At 64.4% G+C, this 14257-nt stretch carries 13 protein-coding genes; 11 read left to right on the forward strand and 2 right to left on the reverse strand.

What is annotated here, in order from left to right:
* Positions 1–249 precede the first annotated feature (249 nt).
* The 11 genes from LY284_RS05860 to LY284_RS05910 all read left to right on the forward strand — a co-directional run bounded on the left by LY284_RS05860 (position 250) and on the right by LY284_RS05910 (position 12430).
* On the forward strand, positions 250–1923 hold the full coding sequence (locus LY284_RS05860) for a glycosyltransferase family 39 protein (RefSeq protein ID WP_053568130.1): 1674 nt from the start codon (positions 250–252) through the stop codon (positions 1921–1923).
* Between the two features lie 76 nt (positions 1924–1999).
* Positions 2000–2371 carry an SMR family transporter gene (locus tag LY284_RS05865; RefSeq protein ID WP_014191247.1) on the forward strand — a complete coding sequence of 124 codons (372 nt, stop codon included), beginning with the start codon at positions 2000–2002 and terminating at the stop codon, positions 2369–2371.
* A 53-nt stretch (positions 2372–2424) separates the two neighbouring features.
* Positions 2425–3591 (forward strand): DegT/DnrJ/EryC1/StrS aminotransferase family protein, encoded by a 1167-nt coding sequence (locus LY284_RS05870; RefSeq protein WP_014191246.1) that lies wholly within the window; start codon positions 2425–2427, stop codon positions 3589–3591.
* A 25-nt stretch (positions 3592–3616) separates the two neighbouring features.
* Positions 3617–4654, forward strand: coding sequence for a glycosyltransferase (locus LY284_RS05875; RefSeq protein WP_014191245.1), 1038 nt, complete (start codon positions 3617–3619; stop codon positions 4652–4654).
* Entirely contained in the window at positions 4651–5637 is a 987-nt protein-coding gene (locus LY284_RS05880; RefSeq protein WP_014191244.1) for a formyltransferase, read from the forward strand. Before LY284_RS05875 ends, LY284_RS05880 begins: the two co-directional genes overlap by 4 nt.
* Positions 5634–6680, forward strand: coding sequence for a bifunctional UDP-4-keto-pentose/UDP-xylose synthase (locus tag LY284_RS05885; RefSeq protein ID WP_014191243.1), 1047 nt, complete (start codon positions 5634–5636; stop codon positions 6678–6680). The genes LY284_RS05880 and LY284_RS05885 overlap by 4 nt, the downstream gene beginning before the upstream one ends.
* 10 nt (positions 6681–6690) lie before the next feature.
* Complete coding sequence (locus tag LY284_RS05890) at positions 6691–7587, forward strand: polysaccharide deacetylase family protein (RefSeq protein ID WP_014191242.1); 897 nt, start codon at positions 6691–6693, stop codon at positions 7585–7587.
* Between the two features lie 72 nt (positions 7588–7659).
* Positions 7660–8121 carry a peroxiredoxin gene (locus tag LY284_RS05895; RefSeq protein WP_014191241.1) on the forward strand — a complete coding sequence of 154 codons (462 nt, stop codon included), beginning with the start codon at positions 7660–7662 and terminating at the stop codon, positions 8119–8121.
* Positions 8122–8520: 399 nt separating this feature from the next.
* Positions 8521–10380 carry a PhoH family protein gene (locus LY284_RS05900; protein ID WP_014191240.1) on the forward strand — a complete coding sequence of 620 codons (1860 nt, stop codon included), beginning with the start codon at positions 8521–8523 and terminating at the stop codon, positions 10378–10380.
* Between the two features lie 195 nt (positions 10381–10575).
* Positions 10576–11568 carry a C40 family peptidase gene (locus tag LY284_RS05905; RefSeq protein ID WP_045450463.1) on the forward strand — a complete coding sequence of 331 codons (993 nt, stop codon included), beginning with the start codon at positions 10576–10578 and terminating at the stop codon, positions 11566–11568.
* Between the two features lie 55 nt (positions 11569–11623).
* A complete protein-coding gene (locus LY284_RS05910; RefSeq protein WP_014191238.1) occupies positions 11624–12430 on the forward strand; it encodes an SDR family oxidoreductase in 807 nt (268 codons plus the stop codon).
* Positions 12431–12457: 27 nt separating this feature from the next.
* Here LY284_RS05910 and LY284_RS05915 read toward each other — a convergent pair whose 3' ends face one another.
* Together LY284_RS05915 and LY284_RS05920 are read right to left on the reverse strand one after the other, a co-directional pair.
* A complete protein-coding gene (locus LY284_RS05915) occupies positions 12458–13468 on the reverse strand; it encodes an inorganic phosphate transporter (protein ID WP_014191237.1) in 1011 nt (336 codons plus the stop codon).
* A 95-nt stretch (positions 13469–13563) separates the two neighbouring features.
* On the reverse strand, positions 13564–14190 hold the full coding sequence (locus tag LY284_RS05920; protein ID WP_014191236.1) for a DUF47 domain-containing protein: 627 nt from the start codon (positions 14188–14190) through the stop codon (positions 13564–13566).
* Positions 14191–14257 lie beyond the last annotated feature (67 nt).

Raw genomic sequence — 14257 nt, forward strand, 5'->3', positions numbered from 1 at the left:
GCGCTACACTCCCGCCCGCATGCGTCTTTCCGGGACGCGCGCCGGGGGGCGGCGCGACGCATCCGGCGGCAGTCGCGGCGACGCCGGGCCGGCCGCCGGTCGGCATGCGCGCGGCGCATCGGCGCCAGGCGAACTCTCGGCGAAAATGCGTGCCTGAGCATGCGCACGCCGAATTCTCGCGCAGCCCGCGCGCACCGCCCATTTCGTTTCACTAGCGCCGCGCATCGCGGCATCGGACAGGTCGACTTCATGAACGATAAGCCTTCGCGGCTACCGCTCACGCATCTTTCGCTCATTCTTCTGATTCTCGCGCTCGCGATCGTCTGGTTCGCGCCGCTCGGGTTGCGCCATCTCGTCCCCAGCGACGAAGGCCGTTATGCCGAAATGGCGCGCGAGATGTTCGTGACCGGCGACTGGATCACGCCGCGTTACAACGGCTACAAATACTTCGAAAAGCCGCCGCTGCAGACCTGGGCGAACGCGCTCACGTTCGCCTGGTTCGGCATCGGCGAATGGCAGGCGCGGCTCTATACGGCGCTCACCGGTTTCGCGGGCGTGCTGCTCGTCGGCTATACCGGCACGCGGGTGTTCAACGCAATGACCGGCTTCGCCGCCGCGGTCATTCTCGCGACCTGCCCGTACTGGAACCTGATGGGCCACTTCAACGCGCTCGACATGGGCCTGTCGTTCTGGATGGAACTGACGCTCTGCGCGCTGCTGCTCGCCCAGCGTCCCGGCCTTTCGACGCGTCACGTGCGCCTCTGGATGTGGCTCTGCTGGGCCGGCATGGGCGCGGCGGTGTTGTCCAAGGGCCTCGTCGGCCTGATCCTGCCGGGCGCGGTCCTCGTGCTCTACTCGCTCGTCTCGCGCGACTGGGCGCTCTGGCGAAGGCTCTATATCGGCAGCGGCGTGATCGTGTTCCTGATCGTGACGGCTCCGTGGTTCGTGCTCGTGCAGATGAAGAATCCCGAGTTCTTCGACTTCTTCTTCATCGTGCAGCAATTCAGGCGCTACCTGACGCCGGAACAGAACCGCCCGGGCGCGTGGTATTACTTCGTGCCCGTGCTGCTCGTCGGTTTTCTGCCTTGGCTGTCGATAGCCTTTCAAAGCGTGCGTCACGGTCTGAAAACGCCGCGCCAGCCCAACGGCTTCGCGCCGGTCACGATGCTGCTCGTCTGGTCGGCTTTCATCTTCCTGTTCTTCAGCGCGTCGCACTCGAAGCTTTTGTCTTACGTGCTGCCGATTGCGCCGGCGCTCGCGCTCGTGATCGGCCTTTATTTGCCGTCGCTCACGAAATCGCGGTACCGCATGCATCTGATCGGCTACGCGGTGTTTCTCATCGCGGCGGCGTTCGGCGCCATTTTCATCGGCCGCGCGGGCAGCGCCACGAATCCGAACGCGCTGTATCGCGCGTTCCAGGTCTGGGTGTACGCGGGCCTCGCGGTCGCCTTCGTAGTCACGATCTTCGCGCTCTGGCTGAACCGCCGCAGCGTGCTCGCGGGCGCGGCCGGGCTGGGTGCGGCGTGGCTGTTGCTCGGCACGATCGCGGGCACAGGGCACGACGTGTTCGGCAAGGAAAGCTCAGGCGTCAAGCTCGTGCCGGCCGTGACGGCCGCCATGGCCAAGCTGCCGCCCGACACACCCTTCTATTCCATCGCCAAGCTCGATCACACGATGCCCTTCTATCTGGGACACACGATGATCATGGTTCAGGAAGCCGACGAACTGACCTTCGGCGTGCAGACCGAGCCGCAAAAATGGGTGCCGAGCCTCGACGAGTGGATCAGGCGATGGGACGCCGACCGTTACGCCCTCGCCCTCATGGGTCCGGGCCGCTACGACGAACTCGCGGCACGCCATGTGCCGATGCAGGTCATCGCGCGCGACGCGCGGCGTGTGATCGTCGAAAAACCGCAGCCGTGAGCGATATTGCACCGCACGATCGTTCGGCATTTCGAGATGAACCGAGTATCCTTGTCCCGTATTTGAAAAACGCACGATGAACCCGATTTCCTTCATTTGTATCGTCATCGGCGTATTGTTGAACGCATGCGCCCAACTGCTGCTCAAAGCCGGCGTGAACGCGGTGGGCCATTTCGAGATGACGCCCGCGAACATCCTGCCGGTCGGCATCAAGATCGCGACGCAGTTGCCCATCATCGGCGGGCTCGCGTGCTATGTGCTGAGCGTCGTCGTGTGGATCGTCGGGCTGTCGCGGGTGGACGTCTCGGTCGCCTATCCGATGCTCTCGCTCGGCTACGTCGTCAATGCGTTCGCGGCGTGGTATCTGTTCGGCGAAGTTCTGTCGATGCAGCGGCTCATCGGCATCGGCATCATTCTCGTGGGCGTCGTGGTGCTCGCGCGCGGCTAAGGCCGCGCGGTCGAACGTTCGATCGGATCAATTCATTTTTTTGGCGCTAGTCCATGACTCAAACAACGCGGCCGTTCCTGCCTTTCGTGAAGCCGGAGATCGACGAAGAGACCATTCAGGGCGTCGTCGACGTGCTGCGCTCGGGCTGGATCACCACCGGCCCGCAATGTCAGCAGTTCGAAGCCGAGCTCTCCGCGTATGTCGGCGGCCGCCCCGTGCGGGCGTTCAACTCGGGCACCTGCACGATGGAGATCGGCTTGCGCATCGCGGGTGTCGGCCCGGGCGACGAAGTCATCACCACGCCGATGACCTGGGTCTCGACCGCGAACGTGATTCTCGAAGTGGGCGCGACGCCGGTGTTCGTCGATATCGATCCGGTCACGCGCAATATCGACCTGAACCTGCTTGAGCGCGCCATCACGCCGCGCACCAAGGCGATCATGCCGGTGTATCTGGCGGGCCTGCCCGTCGACATGGACAGGCTCTACGAGATCGCGCGCGCCCACAAGCTGCGCGTGATCGAGGACGCCGCGCAGGCGTTCGGCTCGACGTGGAAAGGTAAGCGCATCGGCGCGATCGGCGACATCGTCTCGTTCAGCTTCCACGCCAACAAGAACGTGACCTCGATCGAAGGCGGCGCGCTCGTGCTCAACAACGAGGACGAGGCGGAACTCGCGCGCAAGTACCGGCTGCAAGGTATCACGCGCACGGGCTTCGACGGCATGGATTGCGACGTGCTCGGCGGCAAGTACAACCTGACGGACGTCGCGGCGCGCGTCGGGCTCGGCCAGTTGCGCCAGATCGAGCGCTTCACGGAAAAACGCCGCGCACTCGCGCGCGCCTATTTCGATGCGTTCGAAGGCGGCGCGGCCGTGAAGCTCGGCGTCGGCCTGCCGCCGCGCAATTTCACCGACAGCAACTGGCACATGTTCCAGATCGCGCTGCCGCTCGACAAACTGAAGCTCACGCGCGCGGAGTTCATGGGCGAGCTGAAGGCGCGCGGCATCGGCGCGGGCGTGCATTATCCGGCGCTGCACCTGTTCACGCTGTATCGGGCGCGCGGGTTCGGCGAAGGCATGTTCCCGCATGCGGAGCGCTACGGCGCGTCGACGGTCACGCTGCCGCTCTTCACGCTGATGAGCACGGACGACGTCGCGCACGTCGTGAAATCGATCGACGAGATCTGCGAACAGTTCGGCGACGCACAACTCAACGGGTAACACCAGCAAGGACACTCAGCGCAACATGAGTCATTTGGATTTTCCGGCGACGACTCCCGAGCTTTCGGTGATCATCCCCGTGTACAACGAGCAGGACGGCCTCGCCGCCCTCTTTCAGCGCCTCTATCCGGCGCTCGATGCGCTCGGCACGTCGTACGAGGTGATTTTCATCAACGACGGCAGCCGCGACAAGTCGGCCGCGCTGCTGGCGCAGCAATTCCACGTGCGGCCCGACACCACGCGCGTCATTCTGCTCAACGGCAATTACGGGCAGCACATGGCGATTCTCGCGGGCTTCGAGCAGTCGCGCGGCGAGATCGTCGTCACGCTCGACGCCGACCTGCAGAATCCGCCCGAGGAAATCGGCAAGCTCGTCGGCAAGATGCGCGAGGGTTACGACTACGTCGGCACCATTCGCCAGCAGCGGCAGGACAGCCTGTGGCGCAAGAAGGCGTCGCGCGCGATGAACCGCCTGCGCGAGCGCATCACCAAGATCAAGATGACGGATCAGGGCTGCATGCTGCGCGCCTACAGCCGCCATATCATCGACACGATCAACCGCTGCGGCGAGATCAACACGTTCATTCCGGCGCTCGCGTACACCTTCGCGCAGAACCCGATCGAAGTCGATGTCGCGCACGAAGAGCGCTTCGCGGGCGAATCGAAGTATTCGCTCTATAGCCTCATCCGCCTGAACTTCGATCTCGTCACGGGTTTCTCCGTGGTGCCGCTGCAATGGCTGTCGTTCATCGGCGTGATTCTGTCGGTCGGCTCGGCGGGCCTGTTCCTGCTGCTGGTGATTCGCCGCTTCATGTTCGGCGCGGAAGTCCAGGGTGTGTTCACCCTCTTCGCCATTACGTTCTTCATGCTCGGCGTGATCATCTTCGCGCTCGGACTGCTCGGCGAGTACATCGGGCGCATTTATCAGCAAGTGCGCGCGCGGCCGCGCTATCTCGTGCAGACCATTCTGGAGCAGCGCGACGGCCTGCCCTCCGCGGTCAGGCCGGCTCAGGAGGCGGTGCAGCCTGTCGCGGTCGTCACGCGTGAGGACAACGGTCGATGAAACCGCGCGCAGTCGTCTTCGCCTATCACAACGTCGGCGTGCGCTGCCTGCAGGTGCTGCTCGCGCGCGGCGTCGATGTCGCGCTGGTCGTCACGCACGAGGACAGCGCGAGCGAGAACATCTGGTTCGGCAGCGTCGCGCAGGTCGCGGCGGAACACGGCATCGAAACCATCACGCCCGCCGATCCGAAATCGCCCGAGCTCTTCGACGCGGTGGAAAGCATCGCGCCGGATTTCATCTTCTCGTTCTATTACCGGAACATGCTGCCGGTGTCGCTGCTGTCGCTCGCCAGGCGCGGCGCGTACAACATGCACGGCTCGCTGCTGCCGAAGTATCGCGGCCGCGTGCCGACGAACTGGGCCGTGCTCAACGGCGAAACCGAAGCCGGCGCGACGCTGCATGAAATGGCCGAGAAGCCCGATGCCGGCGCGATCCTCGCGCAGACCCCGGTGCCGATTCTCCCCGACGACACCGCGAGCCAGGTCTTCGACAAAACCGTGGTCGCCGCCGAGCAGACGCTTTGGCGCGTGCTGCCCGCCTTGCTCGCGGGCGAAGCGCCGCATCTGCCGAACGATCTCGCGTCGGGCAGCTATTACGGCGGGCGCAAGCCGGAGGACGGGCGCATCGACTGGTCGCAGCCGGGCGAGCGCGTCTACAACCTGATCCGCGCGGTTGCGCCGCCGTATCCGGGCGCGTTCACGGATATCGGCGCGGAGCGCTTCATCGTCGCGCGGGCGCGGCTCGTGCCGGAAACGGGCGCGCCGGGCGTGCCGCCCGAAAGACTCCGTGAGCTGCGGCGTTTGCCCCCGGGCCTGAGCGTGACGGATAATGCGCTGTTTGGCGTCTGCGGCGACGGCCGCGTCATTGCCATCCACGAGTTGCGTCGCCGGCCACTCGATGCCGGCGGCGCTCCGTCGAACGAAGCGCGCACCGTCGAACCTGCCGAATTTGGCCGCATCATTCAATCCTCTCGTCATTCATGAAAAAAGTTCTGATTCTGGGTGTCAATGGCTTCATCGGCCATCACCTGTCCAAGCGCATCCTCGAAACCACCGACTGGGAAGTCTTCGGGATGGACATGCAAACCGACCGCCTGGGCGACCTCGCGAATCACGAGCGGATGCATTTCTTCGAAGGCGACATCACGATCAACAAGGAGTGGGTCGAGTATCACGTGAAGAAGTGCGACGTGATCCTGCCGCTCGTCGCGATCGCCACGCCCGCGACCTACGTGAAACAGCCGCTGCGCGTATTCGAGCTCGACTTCGAAGCCAATCTGCCGATCGTGCGTTCGGCCGTGAAGTACGGCAAGCATCTGGTGTTTCCGTCGACCTCCGAGGTGTACGGCATGTGCACCGACGAGCAGTTCGACCCGGAAAACTCGGTGCTCTCCTACGGCCCCATCAACAAGCCGCGCTGGATCTACGCGTGCTCCAAGCAGTTGATGGACCGCGTGATCTGGGGCTACGGCATGGAAGGCCTGAACTTCACGCTGTTCCGTCCGTTCAACTGGATCGGCCCGGGCCTCGACTCGATCTACACGCCGAAGGAAGGTTCGTCGCGCGTCGTGACGCAGTTCCTCGGCCACATCGTGCGCGGCGAGAACATCAGTCTCGTCGATGGCGGCGCGCAGAAGCGCGCGTTCACCGATATCGACGACGGCATCGGCGCGCTCATGAAGATCATCGAGAACAAGGACGGCGTGGCGTCGGGCAAGATCTACAACATCGGCAACCCGACCAACAACTTCTCGGTGCGCGAACTCGCGAACAAGATGCTCGCGCTCGCGAACCAGATTCCCGAGTACGCGGAGAGCGCGAAGAAGGTGCAGCTCGTCGAGACTTCGTCGGGCGCGTACTACGGCGCGGGCTATCAGGACGTGCAGAACCGCGTGCCGAAGATCGACAACACCATGCAGGAACTTGGCTGGAAGCCGGAAGCGTCGATGGACGACGCGCTGCGCAAGATTTTCGAAGCGTATCGCGCGCACGTGGGCGAAGCCCGCAAGCTCGTCGAACAGGCGTAAAGGCAAGCGCGTGGCCCGCATCGTTCTCAAGATCGACGTCGATACCTTGCGCGGCACGCGCGAAGGCGTGCCCAATCTCGGGCGCCTGCTCGACAAATTCAGCGCCCGCGCGACCTTCCTCTTCAGCCTCGGCCCGGATCACACGGGCTGGGCGCTGCGGCGCGTTTTCCGGCCGGGCTTTCTGAAGAAGGTGTCGCGCACGTCGGTGGTCGAGCATTACGGCGTGAAGACGCTGATGTACGGCGTGCTGTTGCCGGGGCCGGACATCGGCCGCGAAGCCGTGTCCGAAATGCGCGCGATCCACGAGGCCGGCTTCGAATGCGGCATCCATACGTGGGATCACGTCTACTGGCAGGACAACGTGCGCGCGCGCGATCGCGCATGGACCGTCGCGCAGATGGAGCAGAGCCATGCGCGCTTCATCGAGATTTTCGGCGCGCCGCCCGTCACGCACGGCGCGGCGGGCTGGCAGATGAACGGCTACGCGTTCGAGCAGATCGACGCCTGGGGCATGCGCTATGCGTCCGACGGGCGCGGTCACACGCCGTACATTCCCGTGCTCGACGGCCGCACGCTGAACCACGTCCAGATGCCGACCACGCTGCCCACGCTCGACGAAGTGCTGGGTGTCGATGGCGTCGACGAAAGCAGCGTCGCCGCGCATCTGCTGCGTTACACGGCGGACAATCCGCACGATCAGGTGTTCACGCTGCACGCGGAACTCGAAGGCCAGAAGCTCGCGCCGATCTTCGAGCAACTGCTTGCCGGCTGGCGCGCGCAGGGACACAGCTTCGCCACGATGGGCGATTACCATGCGGCGCTGGACCGCGCGACGCTGCCCACGTACCCTGTCACGTGGGGCGAGATTCCGGGCCGCGCGGGCGAACTCATCGTCCAGCCGGGCTGAAAGCGGCGCGTGGCCGCTTCGCATCTCGTCGCTCTTTCTCACCGACAAATCACAACAACCGGAGAAACCTACGTGTCAGTTGCAGTCGACCAGCCCGTACCCGACTTCACCGCACCCGCGACGGGTGGCGAGTTCACGCTTTCGAGCCTGCGCGGCACGAAAGTCGTGCTCTTTTTCTATCCGAAGGACAACACGCCGGGCTGCACGACCGAAAGCCTGCAATTTCGCGACCACTACGACCAGTTCAAGGCCGCCGGCGCGGAAATCGTGGGCATCTCGCGCGACAGCGTGAAATCGCACGACAACTTCAAGGCCAAGCTGGAGTTGCCTTACACGCTCGTTTCAGACGGCGACGAAGCCATCTGCTCGCTCTTCGATGTCATCAAAATGAAGAAAATGTATGGCAAGGAAGTGCGCGGCGTGGAGCGCTCGACCTTCCTCATCGACGCGAAAGGCGTGCTTCGGCGCGAGTTCCGCGGCGTCAAGGTGCCAGGCCACGTAGAGGCCATCGTCGAGGCTGTACAAGCGATTTGAGGCACGCTATATTGGACCGCAATGAGCGCCTGTCCACCCCATTTCCGTAGTCTTCGCGCAAGCCGCCGTGCGCCTGCCGGCACGGCCGGCGTGGACCCGGGCTATGCGGAGTCGGCAAGGGAAACGCGCTCTGAAACAGAAGTCAGCCGCTGGTTCCGCTAATCGGAACGGCGGCTTTTTTATTTGGCGCCGCACGAAAGCCACGCTGTCCCGGCTTGCGCGCGTCGCGCCGCACGCAACCTCCAAGGAGCAGATCGAAACTTAGGCGAACCGGCGATTTCGACAACGAAGCGCGCCACCGGGCGCAAACTGCTGGAATCGTATCGCTTCGAGGGCGTACGAGCAGGATGCGACAGGCGGCGCACGATACACGAACCCGATTCCTTTCGAGGGAACACCATGCCTTTGCCTACCGCCCCGGCCAAGCTCGGCCATCTCCTTCCGGCTGAAGAATACAAGGCCAAAGCCCGGCCTTCGAAGCAGTCGAAAAAATCTGCGGCGGCCAGCGATGACGACGCCTTCGGCGCGGTCGAGACCGTCACCGCCGAGCGTCCCGCAGCCAACGCCGCGCATACGCTGCGCTCGATCGCGAGCGAAGTGCTGACCCAGATTCCGTCCGGAGCGCACGCCGAAGCGGCCGTGCCGCCGCCCGCGCCCGGCACCGTGCCAACGCGCGGCCGAAAATCGAAACAGACCGCGGCGCTCCTGCAACCCGCGCCCGCCGCGCGCGAAACGCCGGCCGGAATCGACGCCCGCGCCGAACGTGCGGAACGTGCTGACACGCCCGTGGCGCCCGCCCCATCCGCCGCCCGCGACGAAGCCAGGGCCCAGGGCAAACGCCGCAAGGCTGCGACCGCCGAAACCGAATTGCGCAAGCTTTTCGTGCTCGACACCAACGTGCTGATGCACGATCCGAGTTCGCTCTTCCGCTTCGAGGAACACGACGTCTATCTGCCGATGATGACGTTGGAAGAACTCGACAACCACAAAAAGGGCATGTCGGAAGTCGCGCGCAACGCGCGTCAGGTCAGCCGCACGCTGGATGCGCTCGTCGCGCACACGGGCAAGATGACCGAAGGCATTCCGCTTTCGTCGCAAGGCAATCGCGACGCGCTCGGCCGCCTCTACTTCCAGACCACGCTCACGGATATCGAGCCGGTTCAGGGCTTGCCCGTCGGCAAGGCGGACAACCAGATTCTCGGCGTCGTGCGCGCGTTGCAGAAGGAGCGGCCGGACCGTCAGGTGGTGCTGGTGTCGAAAGACATCAACATGCGCATCAAGGCGCATGCGCTGGGTCTGCCCGCCGAAGACTACTTCAACGACCAGGTTCTCGAGGACAAGGACCTCCTGTACTCGGGCGTGCGCGCGCTGCCGCAGGATTTCTGGACCCGGCATGCAAAGGGCATGGAAAGCTGGCAGGACACGAAAACCGGCACGACGTATTACCGCGTGACCGGGCCGCTGTGTCCGTCGATGCTCGTCAACGAGTTCGTGTATCTCGAACCGCAGAACGGCGAACCGTCGTTTCACGCGGTGGTGCGCGAGCTGAACGGCAAGACCGCCCTGTTGCAAACGCTGCGCGACTACGGCCATCACAAGAACAACGTGTGGGGCATCACGGCGCGCAATCGCGAGCAGAACTTCGCGCTCAACCTGTTGATGAACCCGGAAGTCGATTTCGTCACGCTGCTCGGCCAGGCGGGCACCGGCAAGACGCTGATGGCGCTCGCCGCCGGTCTCGCGCAAGTGCTCGACGACAAGCGCTATAACGAGATCATCGTGACGCGCGCCACCGTGCCCGTTGGCGAGGATATCGGCTTTCTGCCGGGCACCGAGGAAGAGAAGATGCAGCCGTGGATGGGCGCGTTCGACGACAACCTCGAAGTGCTCCAGAAAACCGACGATGCCGCAGGCGAATGGGGCCGCGCCGCAACCCAGGAGCTAATCCGTTCGCGCCTGAAGGTAAAGAGCATGAACTTCATGCGCGGCCGGACGTTCGTCGACAAGTACGTGATCATCGACGAAGCGCAGAACCTGACGCCCAAGCAGATGAAGACGCTCGTCACGCGCGCGGGCCCTGGCACGAAGATCATTTGCCTCGGCAATATCGCGCAGATCGACACGCCGTATCTGACCGAAGGCAGTTCGGGGCTGACATACGTCGTCGACCGCTTCAAGGGCTGGACGCACAGCGGTCACGTGACGCTCGCGCGCGGCGAGCGTTCGCGTCTTGCCGATTACGCGTCCGATATTCTCTAATCACGACGGAAGTTCGTTGAAGACGGCCTGGCGGAGCGATCCGCCAGGCCTTTTCTTTTGCTGGACGTGCACCGGCGGCAAGACTTACGGCACAAACTTCATGTAAATCCTCAAGACATCTTGCCGCACGCCCGTTCGGCGGGCTAGTATCGGCACAACCGCCCTTCCTGGCGAATTTTCGCTCGCCTTTCTGCAATGTCTCGAATCTGGTTGCCGCTTCTCGTTGCCGTGCTGCTCGCCGCGTGTGGAACCGCGCCGCAGCAGGCTGCGCGCAGCAAGCCCGCCGCCAGCACGAGTGCGAACCGAACCTATAAGCCGCCGCCCGGCTTCCCGACCTTCGTCGATCACAGCGTCGGGCGGGAGGAAATCTCCATCCAGGCGATGTCGCTCGTCGGAGTGCCCTACCGCTGGGGCGGCAACACGCCCGACGCGGGTTTCGATTGCAGCGGCCTCGTGCGCTACGTCGTCGATCGCGCGGCGTCGGTGAATCTGCCGCGCACGACGGCGGAAATGAGTTCGCGCGGCGACTCGGTCGAACCCGACGAGATCGCGCCCGGCGACCTGATCTTCTTCAACACGACCGGGCGGCCGCATTCGCATGTGGGGATCTACGTCGGAAAGCTGCGTTTCGTGAATGCGCCGTCCACGGGCGGCACCGTGCGGCTCGACTATCTGACGAACCCGTACTGGGCGAAGCGCTTCGACGGCATCCGGCGGGTCGCGCCGCCGAAGTCGGCGCCAGCCCCTTTCGATGCCCCGACTTATCTGGCATCGCCTGCGTCCGCGCCTGCCGCGACGCCGCCTGTCGCGACACCTGCGCCGCCGCCGACACCCGCGCCGACTTACGCGCGTCAGGCGCCGCCACCAGCAAGCGCCGACGCCTTCGAGCCGCCGCCATCGACGCTCACCGCGGCGCAGCGACAATCGCAGGCTGCCGGTGCGACCACGCCATCGGTCGCCGCCGTCGGCGCCACGCCCGATCCGATTCAAGCCGCCGCCGACGCTTTCGAGCCGCCGCCCCCGACGTCACGCGCCGCGCGTCAGCAGGCGCGCACCGCGCAGGCCGCAGCCGACGACCCCGCCGAACCGCCCGTTCGCGTGATGCGCGCGTCCACAGGTTCGCTTGCCGCGCCTCGTCCCGTGCAGAACGACGACCCCATCGCCCGCTTCGCGACCGGCACGAACTGACGCGCGTGGCGCGTCTCTGCTATCGTGTCCCGATCATTCGTCGACGGAGCGGAACATGGACTTGGGACTCGCGGGCAAGGTCGTCCTGATCACGGGCGGCAGCAAGGGAATCGGATTTGCATGCGCGAAAGCGTTCGCGAGCGAGGGCGCGAAAGTCGCCATCGTCTCGCGCGATGCCGCGAATCTCGCCCGCGCCCGCGAGCAACTGGCCAGCAGCGGCTATCACGTGCATCTCGCGCGCGCCGATCTGCATGAGGCGCACAGCGCCGAGGATGTCGTCGAGGAAGCGAGCGCCGCGCTCGGCCCCATCGACATTCTGATCAACAGCGCTGGCGCCGCGCGCCGCTACGACCCCGATACGCTCGACGCCGCCGCGTACAAGGCGGCCATGGACGCGAAATACTTCTCCTACGTCTATCCGCAGCAAGTCGTGCTCAAACGCATGGCCGAGCGGCTGCGCAGCGAACCGGGCGCCGAGCCGGGGGCGATCGTCAATATCGTCGGGATGGGCGGGAAAATTGCGACGGACATTCATATCGCGGGCGGCGCGGCGAATGCAGCGCTGATGCTCAATACCGTCGGGCTCGCGCATCATTACGCGAAGCTCGGCATCCGCATCAACGCGATCAATCCGGGCGGCACGCTCACGGAGCGCGTCGAGGAAGCGCTGGAGCTGGAAGCGAAGCGGCAAGGCGTCACGCGCGATCAGGTGCTCGCCGAGAGCCAGGCGAAAGTGCCGCTCGGTCGTTATGCCAGGCCCGAGGAAATCGCCGATGTGGCGCTTTTTCTGGCGAGCCGCCGCGCGAGTTACGTCTCGGGCGCGATCATTCCGATGGACGGCGTGTCCTCGCCGATCATCTGAGGCGCGCCCAGAGCCGCGGGGTACGGCTCAGAGGAAGTGGTGGCCGACCCACCAGCCCGCCGCGGCCAGCGCGGCGGATGCGGGGATGGTGAGAATCCACGCCCACACGATGTTCCCGGCGACGCCCCAGCGCACCGCGCTGAACTTCTGCGTCGCGCCCACGCCGACGATCGCGCCAGTGATCGTGTGCGTCGTGGACACGGGAATGCCGAGGAACGACGCGACGAAGAGCGTGATCGCCCCGCCCGTCTCCGCGCAGAAACCGCCCACCGGCTTGAGCTTCGTGATCTTCTGGCCCATCGTGCGCACGATGCGCCACCCTCCGAAGAGCGTGCCGAGACCCATCGACAGGTAGCAGAGCCCGATGACCCAGGCCGGCGGCGCGTCGGCGGTGGACGAAGCGTAACCCGTCGCAATCAGCAGCATCCAGATGATGCCGATGGTCTTCTGCGCGTCGTTGCCGCCGTGGCCGAGCGAATAGAGGCCGGCCGAGACAAGCTGCATGCGGCGAAAACGCCGGTCGACCTTCGAGGGCGGCGTGCGGAAATACAGCCACGACACCAGCAGCATGAAGAACGAACCGAGCACGAAGCCGAGCAGCGGCGAGATGAAGATGAACGCCACGGTCTTGAGCAGACCGTCGATGTTGAGCGACCCCCAGCCCGACTTGGCGAGCGCCGCGCCGACGAGACCGCCGATCAGCGCATGCGACGAACTCGACGGAATGCCGTAGATCCAGGTGACGATATTCCAGCCGATCGCGCCGACGAGCGCGCCGAAAATCACGTACTGATCGACGATTTCGGGATCGATCGTGCCCTTGCCGACGGTCGCCGCGACCTTCAGGTGAAAGATGAAATACGCGATCACGTTGAACGCGGCGGCGAACGCGACCGCCTGCTGCGGCTTGAGCACGCCGGTCGAAACGACCGTGGCGATGGAATTGGCGGCGTCGTGAAAGCCGTTCATGAAGTCGAACGCGAGTGCGACTATGACGAGCAAGGCGACTGCCCAGATGGCGAGTTGAATCGAATGCATCAGTTGGTGTTGTTTTCTGCCGGCGCGCGAAATGGTGCGGGTTGTCTGTCGTCGTTACCCGCGGCGCGTCAGGCGTCGCGGGCGCGGCGGCATGATCAGGCGTTTTCCAGCACGATGCCTTCGATGATGTTCGCGACGTCTTCACACTTGTCGGTGATCGTCTCGAGCAACTCGTAGATCGCTTTTAGCTTGATGAGCGTCTTCACGTCGTCTTCCTCGCGGAAGAGCTTCGACATCGCCGAGCGCAGCACGCGGTCCGCGTCCGACTCCAGACGGTCGATTTCCTCGCAGATCTTCAGGATCTCGCTCGCGCGCTTCATGTCGGCCAGCAATGCCACGGCCTGCTGCACGCGCGTGACGGTGCCCGTGCAGATATGCGCGAGCTGGCTCGCTTCGGACGTCACTGCACGCACGTCATACAGCGAAATGGCCGTTGCGACGTCCTCCATCAGATCGAGGATGTCGTCCATCGTGGTGATGAGCTTGTGGATTTCGTCGCGGTCGAGCGGCGTGATGAACGTCTTGTGCAGCAGGTCGATGGTTTCGTGCGTGAGCTTGTCCGCGCGCTTTTCGTTCGCCTGGACCTTCTGCTTGTGAACCTCTGCTTCGTCGAGATTGTCGATCAGCAGTTCGAGCTCGCGGCTGGCGTCGACCATGCACTTCGCGTGCTCGTTGAAGATCTCGAAAAATTTGCCCTCGGTGGGCATGAAACGACCGAACATGAAAATCCCGTTAAATGGGTCAAATGTGAGGCAGACATCAAACTGACATATTGTACCTGCGCCCACC

It is taken from the genome of Caballeronia sp. PC1 (assembly GCF_021353155.1).
In the GTDB taxonomy this organism is placed as follows: Bacteria; Pseudomonadota; Gammaproteobacteria; order Burkholderiales; family Burkholderiaceae; genus Caballeronia; species Caballeronia cordobensis.

Coding starts and splice junctions, on each gene's coding strand:
- LY284_RS05920 (WP_014191236.1), bottom strand. CDS start 14,190: ATGTTCGGTCGTTTCATGCCCACCGAGGGCAAATTTTTCGAGATCTTC.
- LY284_RS05860 (WP_053568130.1), top strand. CDS start 250: ATGAACGATAAGCCTTCGCGGCTACCGCTCACGCATCTTTCGCTCATT.
- LY284_RS05875 (WP_014191245.1), top strand. CDS start 3,617: ATGAGTCATTTGGATTTTCCGGCGACGACTCCCGAGCTTTCGGTGATC.
- LY284_RS05880 (WP_014191244.1), top strand. CDS start 4,651: ATGAAACCGCGCGCAGTCGTCTTCGCCTATCACAACGTCGGCGTGCGC.
- LY284_RS05865 (WP_014191247.1), top strand. CDS start 2,000: ATGAACCCGATTTCCTTCATTTGTATCGTCATCGGCGTATTGTTGAAC.
- LY284_RS05900 (WP_014191240.1), top strand. CDS start 8,521: ATGCCTTTGCCTACCGCCCCGGCCAAGCTCGGCCATCTCCTTCCGGCT.
- LY284_RS05910 (WP_014191238.1), top strand. CDS start 11,624: ATGGACTTGGGACTCGCGGGCAAGGTCGTCCTGATCACGGGCGGCAGC.
- LY284_RS05915 (WP_014191237.1), bottom strand. CDS start 13,468: ATGCATTCGATTCAACTCGCCATCTGGGCAGTCGCCTTGCTCGTCATA.
- LY284_RS05870 (WP_014191246.1), top strand. CDS start 2,425: ATGACTCAAACAACGCGGCCGTTCCTGCCTTTCGTGAAGCCGGAGATC.
- LY284_RS05905 (WP_045450463.1), top strand. CDS start 10,576: ATGTCTCGAATCTGGTTGCCGCTTCTCGTTGCCGTGCTGCTCGCCGCG.
- LY284_RS05885 (WP_014191243.1), top strand. CDS start 5,634: ATGAAAAAAGTTCTGATTCTGGGTGTCAATGGCTTCATCGGCCATCAC.